The sequence below is a fragment of the Blastococcus goldschmidtiae genome, from assembly GCF_031845325.1.
GTDB classification, from domain to species: Bacteria; Actinomycetota; Actinomycetes; order Mycobacteriales; family Geodermatophilaceae; genus Blastococcus; species Blastococcus goldschmidtiae.
Genome location: NZ_JAVREI010000018.1, coordinates 73,348 through 87,109, shown reverse-complemented (window position 1 = coordinate 87,109; position 13,762 = coordinate 73,348). Strand labels below are relative to the sequence as shown.

Below are 13,762 nucleotides of genomic sequence, written 5' to 3'. Positions count from 1 at the left end.
AGCGCACCGCCGCCCTGGACAGCTGGCTGGAGCACTACAACACTGCCCGCAGCCACTCCGCCCTCGGAGGCCGCCCACCGGTCAGCCGCCTCGCCGCGTGAACAACCTCTCCGGTCGCGACACCTAGCGCACCGCTCGTTCGCCCGATGACTCCCGCTCATGGCGGTGCCGCTGGAGGACCTTCTCGCGTCCATTCGTCCGCACCTGCGCGCGGCCAGCAAGGCGCCGCGGACGAGCTGCACAGCCAGAGCGTCCGCTACTTCAGCCACTGGCTGGCCGAGCACGACCGACCCGAGACCCTGGACCCGGCTCCTCCACGCGGACCCGCCTCTGCGGGGCGACCGGCTGCCTCAACGCCGTGGCGGGGTGCCCGCTGCCCGCCGGGGCGGCGGCACTGCGCTCCGAGCTCGAGGACTGGGTGCAGCGGCACCCCCCCGGCTCGAGGGACATCTCCCCGTGATCGGGAACGCGACCGTCGCCGGCAACATGGCCATCGGCGCAGCATGGCTCCCGATCGAGAGCAGCCTCTACAGCTGAGCCGGTCGTCGCGACCCGGGCCGCAGCCCCGGCCCGAGCCGGCCGTGGTGGTCCGCGTCGGTCGTGGGCCGGGTCAGTCGTGGTCAGGTGCGGCCGACGGGTGCCCGAGCGGCAGGCCCGAGGCCCAGACCCGCCCGTACGCGGACAGGTCCCGCACGTAGCCGGTGATCTCCTCGGCGTCGTACCCGGTGTCGTTGTCCACCCACCAGGACAGCACGCCGACGAGCTCGCCGGTCCAGGCCTGGGCGAGGACGTCGACGGGCACCCGAGGGGTGACGCCGAGCTGGTCGGCGCGGTCGCGGAACACGCGTTCCACCCGCGCGCTGGTGAGGTAGACGAACTCGCGCAGGGCACGGCCATCGCCTTCGCCACGGAGGACGACCTGGTAGACGGGACGCTGCTGCTCGGCGTGCTCGAAGATGTAGCGGACGGGCAGCCCGGTGAAGCCCTCCGACCGGGCCTGCTCCACGGCGGGCAACAGCCGTTCGCGGTCGGCGGTGAGGTCACGGACGACGTCGATCAGCAGCTCCTCCTTGTCGCGGTAGTGCGCGTAGAACGTGGCGCGCGCGACGTCGGCCCGCGCAGCGACCTCGTCGATGGTGACCGCGCCGAACCCCTTCTCCAGCGTGAGTTCCACCAGCGCCGAGCGCATCGCCCGACGGGAGCGGCGGACACGGCGGTCCTCGACGGATGTCATGAGCCGAGTATCGCGGTTCGGACGTTGACGGCGACACTGGTGGGACCTATGGTTCCGTACGAATTGTCCGAAACAAGACAAGATGTCCACCGGAGTCGCTGTGAACCTGGGCCGTTACGTCCGCCGAACCGCCTCGCACCAGCCCACCGCCGAGGCCTTGGTCTGCGGCGACACCCGGCTGACCTACGCCGAGCTCGACGAGGCCAGCGATCGGCTGGCCACCGCGCTGCAGGCGCTCGGGCTGGTCCGCGGGGACCGGGTCGCGACGCTCGCCGGCAACTGCGCGGAGCTGGTGGTCACCGAGGTCGCCCTCTACAAGGCCGGTCTCACGCGCGCGCCGATCAACTTCCGCCTCGGGGTAGAGGAGGTGGCGCACCTGCTGCGCGAGTCCTCGGCCCGCGTGCTGCTCGTCGACGCCGGCCGCCTCGAGGTGGCCCGCGCGGCGCTCGACGGCAGCACGGTCGAGACCGTCGTCTGCTACTCCGGGCCCACCGACCTGGGCCCGGGCTACGCCGAGCTCCTCGCCGGGGCCCCGTGGACGGCGGTCGACGTCGAGTGCGACGCCGACGACCTGGCCGTCCTGCACTTCACCTCCGGCTCCACCGGCAAGCTCAAGGCGGCCATGCAGACGTACGGCAACCGCATGGCCCTGATGCGCAAGACCGTGATGAGCCCGAGCACCCGCATCAACCCCGGCTGCCGGCAGATCCTCGCCGGACCGGTCACGCACGCCTCGGGCATGCCGCTGATGGGCATCTTCTTCGCCGGCGGGTGCGCGGTCGTGCTCTCCCGCTGGGACGCGGAGGCATTCCTGCGGCTCATCGAGCGCGAGCGGGCCACCCACGCCTTCGTCGTCCCCACCATGATCAACACGGTCCTGGCGCTGCCGAATGCCCGGGACTTCGACGTGTCCAGCCTGCAGCAGCTCACCTACGGGGCGGCGCCGATGTCGGCGCAGCGGATCCGGGAGGCGTGGGACCTGTTCGGTCCGGTCCTGTCCCAGGGGTTCGGCTGCGGCGAGACGACGTCCGGGGTGATGTTCCTGTCCACGGAGGACCACCGGCGGGCGATCGACGGCGAGGACGAAGAGCTGCTGCTGTCCTGCGGCCGGCCCGGCAGCGAGGCCGAGGTCCGCATCGTCGACGACGCCGGCGTCCCGGTGCCCGACGGCGCGATCGGCGAGATCGCGGTCCGCGGACCGGACGTCGTCCCCGGCTACTTCAACGAGCCGGAACTCACCGCCGAGAACTTCCAGGACGGCTGGTTCCGGACCGGTGACCTGGCGCGCCGCCGGTCGGACGGCTACGTCTTCATCGTCGATCGCAAGAAGGACATGATCATCACCGGCGGATTCAACGTGTACGCCGTCGAGGTCGAGTCCGCGCTGCTGCAGCACCCTGACGTCTACGAAGCGGCGGTGGTGGGCGTCCCCGACGAGAAGTGGGGCGAGGCAGTCAAGGCCGTCGTCGTCCGGCGTCCCGGGGCGGAGGTCGACGAGGCGGCCCTCATCGACTTCTGCGCCGAGCGCCTGGCGAGCATGAAGAAGCCGCGGTCGGTGGACTTCGTGCCGGATCTCCCGCACAACCCGAACGGCAAGATGGACCGCCGCAGCGTTCGGGACCGCTACTGGAGCGGCGCCGAGCGCCGCGTGCACTGAACAGGATCCCGATAGCCATGACCTTCTCGCTCGAGCCCGACTACGAGGACCACCCCCGCCTGCAGGGGATGCTGGTCGATCTCCGCCGCTACCTGACCGAGGAGCTCATCCCCTTCGAACGGGAGCACGGCATCACCAAGGAGTCGCCGCTGGACCGGGCGCTCCTGGAGCAGGTCTGGAAGCGCAGCCGGGAGCTGGGCTTCTACGGCGCCAACCTTCCGGAGGAACTGGACGGCAAGGGGCTGAGCCTCTTCGAGCTGTGCGTGCTGAAGGAAGAGCTCACCGCGCACGGTGCCGCGCTGGGGCACTCCGTCCTGGGCGACATGGGCGGCCCGCTGCGGGCCGGGGCGATCCTGCGCTATGCCACACCGCACCAGCTGGAGAAGTACCTCCTGCCCGTGGTGCGCGGCGAGCGGGCCTGCTGCTTCTCCCTGACCGAGGACGACGCCGGCTCCGACGTCCGCCGCATGACCACCACGGCGGTCCGGGACGGGGACTCCTACGTCCTCACGGGCAAGAAGGTCTTCAGCTCCGCCGCACCCATCGCCGACTTCTCCATCCTGGTGGCCCGGATGGAGGGCGAGGGCGAGGTCTACAGCGCCTTCCTCGTCGACCTGGACTCGCCCGGGTGCCGCGTGGAGGACGGTGCGGTGCCCATGTCGGGTCAGAAGATCGAGGGCGACATCGTCCTGGAGAACTGCCGGGTGCCGGCGGAGAACCTCCTCGGGGAGATCGGCCAGGGCCTGCGCATCGGCATCGGCCGGATCACCATGAACCGGCTCCTGCACTGCCCGACCCTCATCGGTGGGGCGCGCCGCGCCTGGGACCTCTCCGTCGACTACAGCCGCAACCGGATCGTGGCCGGCCAGCCCCTGCTCGCGTTGCAGGCCATCCAGCACAAGCTCGCCGACATGGCCACCGACATCTACGCCGCACGATCGATGGTGCTGGCCACCGCGGCCAAGGCGGACAAGGGCGCCGACATCAGCGTGGAGGCGAACATGTGCAAGCTGTTCACCGCCGAGAACTGCTTCCGGGTCGCCGACCAGGCCGTCCAGATCCACGGGAAGGCCGGCCTGACGCAGGGCCACGAGGTGGAGGGGATCTTCCGGTCCCTGCGGATGTTCCGCATCGTCACGGGCACCAGCGAGATCCACCGGAACGCGATCGCCAAGGCCCTCGCCTGAGCTGAGTTGCGGTTCGCCGTCGATCCCCGTCGGTCCGGCCATCGGACCGACGGGGGCGCACTCCTCGCACGGGTGCCGCCACGTCCGCCCGCAGCTCGTCCGCGTCGATCACGAATCCGCCGCCGACGGAGAAGTAGGTGCGCTGACGGACCATCCGCCCCTCCGGGCCGACAGCGGTGAAGACCATGCCGTTGGGGTGACCGGGCAGCACCTGCCGTGGGGGCCTCCGGCAGTCCACCGATGCAGACCAGTCGTTCGGTGACGCGCTGTCACCTCGAGCCGTACAAAGCGGAGTCTTCTGGCTTTGCACTCGATGCGATCGTCAGCGAGGACCGAAGGACTGTCGGAGACGTCGAGCGCTGGACCAGTGACCGACGTGCGGACCAGGTGCCGGCGTGGGCAGGCACGATCGACCGGCTGCTTCGTCGCGACGGACCGTCCGATGTGGCGGGCCGCCGTCAGACATGGATGAGCGGCGAGCTCAGGCAGATCGCGTCCCGACCAGCGTGGCGTAGGCGACGACGTTGTCCGCGTAGCTGCGGGCCGCGGGATCGAACTCACCGCCGCAGGTGATCAGCCGCAGGTGCGGGGGTCAGGGCGCCGAGCTCGAAGAAGACGCCGGGGCCGTGCTCGGCGGAGTCGACGTGACCCAGCACGACCGCCGGGCCGATCGCCCCGGGCGCCGGTGACCGGCAGTACCACCCGGCCCGGTCGACGGCGGCCGGCGGCGGGACCTCCACGGTCCCGCCGGGCTGGAGGCCGAGCCCCATGCACCGGGGCCGTGGCTCGATCGCTCGGTCACGGGGTTCCTGCTGCGTCCGCGGCGGCCGGGGTCACGGGCCGGGCCCGGCAGAGCAGTGCCGCGCCGGGCAGACGGATGCCTGCCCGGCGCGGCGTGTCCTGCTGGGATCAGGCCTGGTCGGCGACCTGACGACGGCGGTACGCGACGGCACCGGCCGTGGCCGCACCGACGGCGGCGAGAGCGCCGACACCGATCGCGGCCTGGTTCTCGATGCCGCTGGTCGCACCGGCACCGGTCTCGGCACCGCCCATGGGCATCTGGCCCATCTGCGAGGCGTTCAGCACGCCACAGGCGGCCGGCGCGGTGGCCTCCAGCGGCAGCGACGGGTCGAGCGAGCTCTGCCCCGCCTCGGCGTCGTACTCACCGTTGCCGTTCACATCGATGCCGTGGACGACGAGCACCGCGTTACCCGCGGCGAAGGCCTCCTGCGTGGCCTGGTCGATCGTGAAGGTGCGCTCGTAGGTGTAGCTGTTCCCGTCGGGGGTCGGGAAACGGTCGACGGCCAGGCCGCTGTCCGCGCCGGTGTCGCCCGTGGTGGTCAACGAGGTGCCGATCATGCCGTAGAACGGCTGGCCGTCAGCCGTGGTGATGATGCCGTCACCATCCGAGTCAGCAGACGCCGGCGGGCAGACACCCTGGGCGCCGATGTGGAAGTGCTGGGCGTGCGGGGCGCCGGCGACGACGCCGTTCGCCTCGACCGTGACGGTCGCCTGGTCACCGTTCAGCGTCACCATGCTGGTGCCGGTGACACCGGAGTCGTTGAGCGCACCGAGGGACGCCTGGTAGCTCCCGTCGTGGTCCGCGAGGGCCGTGCCCATCGTGAGCAGCGGGAACGCCGCGGCGGCGAGAGTGACGGCCGGAACTGCGAATGCCTTGCGCATGGAGACTCCCTTGTCTGCGCGCCACCGTCCGTAAGGACGGAAGCATCGGAGGCGGTTGTCAACCGGCTCCGGGGTGATGGAGAGGCACGCTGTTGCACCACCGCCCATCGAGGCATCGACCCCGAAGTGGCGAGCGGGTCCCCCCGGCTGCGAACGCAGCGCCAGATCCCGCGCCTCCGTCTGACGCTTGATCACATGCCCGCGTCGGCCTGGCCAACAAACCCCTCACAACCGCATTGCGCGTTACGGTTTCATGACGCCCATGACGGAGCCCGAGCGTGGGCTCGCCGGCAGTAGCCAGTCGGCGACCGTGGTCCTCCTCCGCCGCGATCCGTCGATCTGCTCCTCGATGTGCATGGCCAGCCGCCTGCTCGCCACCGGCAGTGGCCGCCGAGGTTCACGACCGCACGGGGCATGGGCTCCGGATCGGCGAGCGATGGAGCACACCCTGTGCGACTTCCCGTGAGGAAACAGCCCGTCGGCCGTCGGGCGGCCAACGTCCGACGGCAGCTCCATCCCTGACGGCAAAGATCATGACCTCAGCCTGTCGGCCCAGGCCGACAGGCTGTTGCGCTGGCTCCATCTGGTCGGCGCCGGATCCCCCGTCCTCGTTGTGCCCAGCCTGTTCGACCTCCGCGGTGCGACGCGCGTGCACGCCGTCTCTCCGACGCACTCGGGTCGTGCACCACCGACTGCCTCAGCTCAGGTCGCGCAGCACCGCCCGCGCGGCTGCCCGACCACTCGTCCCGGCGATGCCGCCCACCGGCGCCGTCCCGGCCCCCGCGACGACCAGGCCTCGGACCGGCGTCCGGTGCCGGGCCAGCCTGCGGGTCGGCCGGAACGGGCCGAGCTGGTCGGGGTTCAGGTCGCCGTACATCGGGTGGGCGCCCGGCCAGCGCAGGTCGGCCGCCATCTGCTCGGGGGTGTAGACCGCGCGCCCGGTGATCGTGGCGGTGAACCCGGGTGCCCGGGCCTCCACGGTCGCAATCATGCGGTCGGCGAACTCGTCGGCGACGGCGGCCCAACCTCCGCGCACGCGGTACGGCGCGCACGGGCAGGCGAGGTACACGGTGTGCCGGCCGGGCGGGGCCAGTGTGTCGTCGATCGCGCTGGGGGTGAACGCGTAGGTGGGCACCGGGTCGTCGGGCAGGTACCTGGCACCGGCTGCGGCGAACCCGTCGGCGAGGGCATCCAATCGGTCCACGAACGACTGCAGCCCGGACCAGTCTCCCGGGCGCGCCCCCGGATAGGCCGGCAGGGCGGTGGCCGCGACGTGCACCAGCATCTGGACGACGTTGCTGCGGGTGGTGCTGCGCAGCCGGTCGGCCTCCGGCCCGTCCAGCGGGGGGTCGAGCAGCTCGAGCAGCGCCGTCCGGGGATCGAGGGCGGTGAGGACGGCGTCGGCGGGCAGCCGCTCGCCCGACTCGAGCTCTACCCCGGTGGCGCGGTCGCCCTGCCGGGTGATCCGCCGGACCGCCGCGGCGGTGCGCCAGGCCCCGCCCAGTGCGGCCAGGCGAGTGGCGAGCGCATCGGTCAGCCCCTGCGAGCCGCCGACGGCGTGCCACTGGCCGACCTGGTGGTAGAAGGCCTGCCACATCGCGAAGGTGGCGCTCCCCGGGCTGTCCGGAGCCGCGGAGGCGTGCGCGGCGAAGGCCGAGACGGGCGCACGGACCAGGTCCGAGGCGAATCGCTGCTCCAGGAGCTTCCCGTACGGGGAGAGCAGCAGCTGCGCCAGACCGAGCGGGCCACCGTTGCGGGCCACGGCCTGCAACCCCGCGAGTGCCCGACCGGGCAGCCGGGACGGCCGACCGTCCAGCGCCCCGCGCATCGCGGTGACCACCGGCATGGCCTCCCGCATCCATGCGGCGTAACGGCGGGCCTCCTCCCGGTCGACCTCGGCGATGGAGTCGACGGTTGCGCCGACGTCCCGGAAGAACCGGACGATCGGCCCGTCCCGGAAGACCGCCACCGAGAACGGATCCATCTCGCGATACTCCAGCCCGGCCTCGACCAGGCCGAGATCCTCGATGATCCCGGTGGCCTGGATGATGTTGTGCGCCACGGAGTGTGTGTCGAAGCGGTGCCCGGGGAGGACCTCCTCGGTCCGCGCACCACCGCCGAGCCGGGCGGACTGCTCCAGGACGATCACGTCGGCACCACCCCGGGCGAGGTAGCAGGCCGCAACCAGCCCGTTGTGCCCCCCGCCGACGACGAGGACGCGCCGGGCGGGACTCATCGCTGCGCCAGACGGGCGGCGGCCGCGGCGCTGTCGGCCTGCAGCGCCGGCGTGGGCCGTGGTGGAGGCGCCGCTGAACGGCGCGCCGGAGCACCGACAGCGGTACGACCGAGGCGGCATGCGGACCGATCTCGGCCGCGATCGTCTGTCGCCGGGCGCGTCCACGGCTCCCGTGACGGCGGATCGCAGCTCCCCACCCACTCCTGGCTCGCTGGACACACGGCTCGCGGATCTGGCATGGGATGCGCGGGAGGCCGAGAACGGGAACGAGTCGTCGTCTCAGCGCCCACGCAGGCTCCGCCACGCCCGACGGGCCTCGGGCAGCGCGAGGGCGAGCGAGACGCCGGAGATCGCGGTGGCCGCCTGGCACCAGGCACACAGCGCCTTGTTCTCCTGCCACTCCTCTCCCGCGAGCTTGATGTCGACAGCGACGTCGGAGGCCACCTTCGCGGCCATCAGCAGCGGCAGGAACGGCCTGTGCCTGGGCCGATCCGGGCCCCCGGCGCCGGCTAGCCACGCCGTCAGCGCGTAGGTGACGATCATGATGAGCCCGTCGGGCGTCGAGGCACGCTTGTAGGCATACTCCGCGGCATCGACCCGGTCGGAATCGAAGGGACCGACCGGCGGGTCCGGTAGGTGCCGGAGGATGCCCGTCTGGTAGGCCCCCACGACCTGGCCGATGGTCACGCCTGCCAGCGACAGGCCGACCAGCCAGCGACGCCGGCGCAGGTCCGGGTCGGACCCGGTACGCAGGTACCGCGACAGCTGCGCCGGGCTCGGGTCGCTGCCGCCGTAGCGGGGGTCCGAGGCGCTCATCGGTGCAGGCGCGTCACGACGCCACGCACACGGTCGTCACCCTCGACCGCGCCGTAGAGATTGATGCGGCCGGTGGGCGCTTCGGGATCGTGGCTGCGCTGCAGGCGGAACGCGGTGGCCGGAGCGAGCACGTCCATGACCTTCTGGCTGACGACCCCGGCGACGTGTGCCCAGGTGTCGATGCAGCCGAAGCGCTCGCTGCCGAAGGCCGCCAGGTCGCGCAGCTGCTGGGCGTCATCGACGTCCGCAACGTGGACGTCGACCTCGCCGGGACCGGCCTCGTCGGCGAGGGACCGCAGCCCCTCCTCGCCGCGCGCGGCGGCGACGACCTTCGCACCGGCGGCCAAGGCGATGGTCCGGCCGATGCCGCTCGCCGCGCCCACCACCACGAGCACCTCCTGATCGAGCTGCACATGTCTCATCTCGAGGTTTCCTTCTCCCTGTCGGCAGACCGGCGTCCCCTACCCGCTCGCGGAGGCGGGACACCCCTCGCGGCTACGTCCCGCGCCGTCGGGCTCTGCGGCGGACCCGGCATTCGAGCGTCCCGTATCCCCGAACCTCGAGTCGCTCGCCGAGGCCCGCCCGGGCCGAGGACGGTCGGGGTGCGCGGCGAAGCAGGTGCTCGAAGCGATCGCGACGCCGGGTTCCGTGCGGCGGGGCATCCCGGTCCCACCCAATCGCCTACCTCGACTGGCAGGTGCGTGACCCGGCCCGGCCTCACCGTCAGCGAGGCCCGCTTCATCCCAAGCGATATCGAGCAGCGCATCGCAGCCCTTGTCGCTGAACTCCACCCGGACGCGTCAAGGTCTAAGCCCTCGGCGTCTGTCTGACAGAACCCGCGCCGCGACCCGACGTGGCCACGACATGCAGTGCCGTGGCTACTTGGTCGCTTGGCCAAACTGTGACCTCGCTGACACTCTGCCGTATCGGCCGCTGACTCAGCGAGACTGTGGCGGGGGCGCCGCGGCGGGCGGCGGGCAGTCAGGGGAATCGCGAGCAGATGAGCAACGACGGCGGCGATGCAACCGAGCCGGCCTTGTCACATTTCCTCGGTGACGAGGACGAAGCACATCGCACCCTGCTGGACCTGGCCGTGGCCGCCGCCGGGATCGGCACCTTCGACTGGGATCTGACCACCGGATCGCTCACCTGGGACGAGCGGCTGTTGGAGTTGTTCGGGTACGACCCGACCGAGTTCGCCCAGACGATCGAGGCCTTCAACGCGCGGTTGCATCCCGACGACCTCGATCCGGTCGCGGCCCTGCTCCAGAAGGCCATCGACACGTGCGGGGACTACTCCGCCGAGTACCGCGTCGTCCTGCCCACCGGCACCCTTCGGTGGGTCGCTGCCCGGGGCCGGGCTCTGTGCGACGAGGCCGGCAACACCGTGCGCCTCCTCGGATCCGCATGGGACATCTCCGAGCGACAAGCAGGCCAGGACCGGATCGCGCAGATCATCGAGCAGATGGCCATCGGGTTCATCGCCATGGATGACGACTGGGTGATGACCCATGTGAACGCCGAGACCGAGCGCGTCACCGGCATCGTCCGCGACGAGCTGATCGGCCACTGCTTCTGGGATGTGTTTCCCGCTGCCATCGGCACGGAGTTCGAAACCCGGTACCGGCGAGCCGTCAGCAGTGGTCAGTCGGAGGTCTTCGAGGCCTTCTATCCCGAGCCGCTCAACGTCTGGGTCGAGGTACGGGCCACACCCAGCCCCGAGGGGCTGCTGCTGTACTTCGTCGACATCACCGAGCGCCGCGCAGTACAGCAGCGAGCCGAGCGTGCGTCGGAGCGCGAGCGGCTGCTCAACCTCATCACCGAGGAACTAGGCGGTGAGCTGGACGCCGACGGCGCCGTCGGCCGTCTGACACGGCTGGTCGTCCCCGCTGTCGCGGACATGTCGATCGTGACGCTGATCGACGATGACCGCGCTGCTGGCACCCATCGCGGTCTGCGCAGCTCTGTCTCGTGGCACGAGGACCCTGGCCTGCGCGCGGCAGCCGACGCCTACGCCCAGTCCAGGCTCAGCGACAACGCGGTCATCGCTCAGGCACTCGAGACCGGGCAGACCCAGCTGCTCAACGGCAACGCAACAGCACAGGCGATGGACGTGCTGCGACCGGGACCGATGCGGGACGCCGTCTCCGCCCTGGCACCGGAGGCGGTCGCCGTTCTCCCGCTCCCGGGCCGCACCGGACCCGTCGGGATGCTCACTCTGGCCAACGGCGCAGAACGCGGCCCCTTCACCTCCGAGGATCTCGCCACGATGCGGCACGTCGCGGCCCGTGCCGGCCTGGTCCTGGACAACGCCCGCCTGTACCGGCAGCAGCGCGACCTCGCAGAAGGCTTTCAGCGGTCCCTGCTGACCCCTCCCCCGGAGCCGGACCACCTCCAGATCGTGGTCCGCTACGTTCCCGCCGGCCAAGCCGTCCAGGTGGGTGGTGATTGGTACGACGCACTGATGCAGCCCTCGGGCGCAACGGTGCTGGTCATCGGTGACGTCGTGGGTCACGACGTCGCGGCCGCAGCCGCGATGGGACAGATCCGCAGCATCGTGCGCACCATCGGCGCTCTGGACAGTGAAGGTCCCGCGGCCGTGATCCGGCAGACCGAGCGCGTCATGGCCACGCTGCGGTCAGACATCTTGGCGACGGCCATCGTCGCCCGGCTCGAGCAGACCGAGCAAGAACGGGCTCTGGGTCTGACGCGGCTCCGCTGGTCCAACGCCGGGCACCCACCGCCGGCCGTCATCTCATCGGACGGCGCCGTGCGCCTGCTGACCACAAGCGTCACCGATCTGATGCTCGGCGTCGACCCCGACGCGCTCCGCCACGAATCCCAACTGACTCTGGAGCGCGACGCAGTCGTCCTGTTCTACAGCGACGGGCTGATCGAGCGACGCAACCAGCACCTCGATGACGGGCTCGACCGGCTGCAACGCACGTTGGCCGGGCTCGCCGGTCGCGATCTGGATGACTTGTGCGACGAACTCCTGGCACGGATGCTGCCGGACGCCCCGGATGACGACGTCGCGCTGGTCGCCGTGCGCCTCCACCCGCAGGACCGTCCCCGGCCGGCACAAGCCGGCCCGAAACGAGTGCCTCTTGGCCTCTCGCTCGACTGACCTCGTCAGCCGCCAGACCTCCGCGGTGTTCAGTTCGAACAGCGCCGCCCGCTCGGCCGGCACGCCTTCGGCCGGGATCAGTGCGCCCGTCCGTCCTCGAGCAGGGTGTGGCGCACCAGGGCGTTGGCGTGCCCGTGCCCCAGGCCGTGTTCGGTCTTGAGCCAGTTGACCAGGTCCAGGTGCTTCTGCAGCGGGCTGGCGCGGATGAGTTCCTGCCACTCGGCGATGGGGCGGCCGTACTTCTTCTCGATCGAGGGGAAGTAGGACGTGGGACCGTTCTGCTGCTGTGACATGTCTGCTCCTTCGGGATGACCGGGTCAGCGGGCGCGGGTGGCCAGGACGTGCTGCATCAGTTCCTGTCCACCGCCCCCATGGCGCCCGAGCAGATCCGCCACGCCCTGCTACGCATCACGCGCTGAGTCGGCTCAGCGGCCATCCTCGTCCCGGAGCGTGCTTATGTCCGTGTCCGCACGCGCCGCCGCACCGCGGCTGCGCCACGCCCGCGCCGCGGTCTCCGCGGTGTTCTTCGTCAACGCGGTGCTCTACGGCAACCTCGTCCCGCGCCTGCCGGAGATCAAGGATCGCCTGGACCTGAGCAATGCCGCATTCGGCACCGCGATCGCCGCGATGCCGGCCGGCGCGCTGCTCGCCGGGCTGCTCGCGCCGTTGTTCATCAGGTGGTTCGGCTCCGCAAGGGTCGCCTCGCTCGGGCTCCTCGCGCTCGGGCTCGCGATCGCGGGCTTGCCGTTCACCGACGCGTGGATCGCCTTCGCGGCGCTGATGCTGGTCGTCGGCGGTCTCGACGCGGTCGTGGACGTCGCACAGAATGCGCACGGCTTCCGCGTGCAGCGCGCCTACGGGCGCTCGATCATCAACGGTCTGCACGCGTTGTGGAGCATCGGCGCGGTCGTCGGCGGCCTGCTCGGCTCCCTCGCCGCCGGCCTCGACGTACCGCTGACCGCACACCTCACGACGTCGGCCATCGTCTTCGGCGGCGTGGCGATCGTCGCATTGGGCTTCCTGCTCGGCGGACCCGAGGACGCCGAACGTCATGCGCCCGCCGGCGGTGTCCTCGAGCCGACCGCCGGTCGACGCCGCCTCGGCCACCTCGTCGGCCGGACCGTGCTACTGCTCGGCGTGCTCGGCGCCCTTGCGGCGTGCGAGGCGTTCGTTCAGGATGCCGGCGCTTCCTGGGGCGCCCTCTACCTGCGCGGCGAGGTCGGCGCCACTGCCGCCGTCGGCGGACTCGCGTTCGTCGCGCTGCAGGTTGCGATGACCGCCGGTCGGATCGTCGGAGACCGCGTGGTCGACCGGTTCGGGCAGCGCCGCGTCGCCCGCGTCGGCGGCGCCGTCACCGCCGCCGGCATGATGCTCGCGCTCGCCGTCCCCGCGGTCGGCACCGTCCTCGTCGGCTTCGCGTTGGCCGGCCTCGGCGTCGCCACCCTGGTCCCGGCCGTCATGCACACCGCGGACGAGCTGCCCGGCCTGCCGCACGGTGTGGGGCTCACCGTCGTCGGCTTCCTGCTCCGTTTCGGCTTTCTCGTCTCGCCGACGCTCATCGGCCTGCTCGCTGACCTCGCCAGCCTCCGCGGCGCCCTGGTCAGCGTCGCCGTCGCCGGGTTCGTCGTGCTCCTGCTCGGCCGGGTCCTCGTCACGACCGCCACCCACCCGGCCGACGACGAACAGGGCCTGCTGCAGCCAGGCGCACCGGCGGCAGGTCCGATGCCGACCAGCCCGTGAGCCGAACTTCTCGGCTCGAGGCGTCCTTCAAGTGAACGGGCGGCCGACTTCGACTGCCAGGTGTGCGTTTCGAGGCAGACAG

The 13,762-nt window shown here is 71.4% G+C and carries 13 protein-coding genes; 5 read left to right on the top strand and 8 right to left on the bottom strand.

What is annotated here, in order from left to right; genetic code table 11:
• Window positions 1-101: integrase core domain-containing protein (locus RM425_RS19165; protein WP_311346444.1), on the top strand; the 101-nt coding region annotated here is incomplete at its 5' end.
• Window positions 102-610: 509 nt separating this feature from the next.
• Here RM425_RS19165 and RM425_RS19160 read toward each other — a convergent pair.
• Window positions 611-1,234: a TetR/AcrR family transcriptional regulator gene (locus RM425_RS19160; protein ID WP_311346821.1), complete on the bottom strand. Its 624-nt coding sequence runs from the start codon at window positions 1,232-1,234 to the stop codon at window positions 611-613.
• A gap of 100 nt (window positions 1,235-1,334) precedes the next feature.
• On the opposite strand from RM425_RS19160, the gene RM425_RS19155 reads away from it, so the two are divergent.
• Together RM425_RS19155 and RM425_RS19150 are read left to right on the top strand one after the other, a co-directional pair.
• On the top strand, window positions 1,335-2,891 hold the full coding sequence (locus RM425_RS19155; RefSeq protein WP_311346820.1) for an acyl-CoA synthetase: 1,557 nt from the start codon (window positions 1,335-1,337) through the stop codon (window positions 2,889-2,891).
• A 17-nt stretch (window positions 2,892-2,908) separates the two neighbouring features.
• On the top strand, window positions 2,909-4,078 hold the full coding sequence (locus RM425_RS19150) for an acyl-CoA dehydrogenase family protein (protein WP_311346819.1): 1,170 nt from the start codon (window positions 2,909-2,911) through the stop codon (window positions 4,076-4,078).
• Here RM425_RS19150 and RM425_RS19145 read toward each other — a convergent pair.
• The 6 genes from RM425_RS19145 to RM425_RS19120 form a co-directional block, all read right to left on the bottom strand.
• A complete protein-coding gene (locus RM425_RS19145) occupies window positions 4,026-4,289 on the bottom strand; it encodes a serine dehydratase beta chain (RefSeq protein ID WP_396137072.1) in 264 nt (87 codons plus the stop codon). The genes RM425_RS19150 and RM425_RS19145 overlap by 53 nt on opposite strands.
• A 346-nt stretch (window positions 4,290-4,635) precedes the next feature.
• Window positions 4,636-4,848 carry a class F sortase gene (locus tag RM425_RS19140; protein ID WP_311346818.1) on the bottom strand — a complete coding sequence of 71 codons (213 nt, stop codon included), beginning with the start codon at window positions 4,846-4,848 and terminating at the stop codon, window positions 4,636-4,638.
• A 139-nt stretch (window positions 4,849-4,987) separates the two neighbouring features.
• A complete protein-coding gene (locus RM425_RS19135) occupies window positions 4,988-5,761 on the bottom strand; it encodes a hypothetical protein (RefSeq protein WP_311346817.1) in 774 nt (257 codons plus the stop codon).
• A gap of 697 nt (window positions 5,762-6,458) precedes the next feature.
• Window positions 6,459-7,997 (bottom strand): phytoene desaturase family protein, encoded by a 1,539-nt coding sequence (locus RM425_RS19130; protein ID WP_311346816.1) that lies wholly within the window; start codon window positions 7,995-7,997, stop codon window positions 6,459-6,461.
• Window positions 7,998-8,276: 279 nt separating this feature from the next.
• Entirely contained in the window at window positions 8,277-8,813 is a 537-nt protein-coding gene (locus RM425_RS19125) for a vitamin K epoxide reductase family protein (RefSeq protein ID WP_311346815.1), read from the bottom strand.
• On the bottom strand, window positions 8,810-9,235 hold the full coding sequence (locus tag RM425_RS19120; RefSeq protein WP_311346814.1) for an SDR family NAD(P)-dependent oxidoreductase: 426 nt from the start codon (window positions 9,233-9,235) through the stop codon (window positions 8,810-8,812). Before RM425_RS19120 ends, RM425_RS19125 begins: the two co-directional genes overlap by 4 nt.
• A gap of 578 nt (window positions 9,236-9,813) precedes the next feature.
• On the opposite strand from RM425_RS19120, the gene RM425_RS19115 reads away from it, so the two are divergent.
• The gene (locus RM425_RS19115) at window positions 9,814-11,940 is read left to right on the top strand and encodes a SpoIIE family protein phosphatase (protein ID WP_311346813.1); all 2,127 of its coding nucleotides are present in this window, start codon (window positions 9,814-9,816) and stop codon (window positions 11,938-11,940) included.
• A gap of 77 nt (window positions 11,941-12,017) precedes the next feature.
• On the opposite strand, the gene RM425_RS19110 is transcribed toward RM425_RS19115, so the two are convergent.
• Window positions 12,018-12,233, bottom strand: a complete 216-nt coding sequence (locus RM425_RS19110) for a DUF4287 domain-containing protein (RefSeq protein ID WP_311346812.1) — start codon at window positions 12,231-12,233, stop codon at window positions 12,018-12,020.
• A 163-nt stretch (window positions 12,234-12,396) separates the two neighbouring features.
• Between RM425_RS19110 and RM425_RS19105 the strand changes: the two genes are divergently transcribed.
• Window positions 12,397-13,680 (top strand): MFS transporter, encoded by a 1,284-nt coding sequence (locus RM425_RS19105; protein WP_396137071.1) that lies wholly within the window; start codon window positions 12,397-12,399, stop codon window positions 13,678-13,680.
• Window positions 13,681-13,762 lie beyond the last annotated feature (82 nt).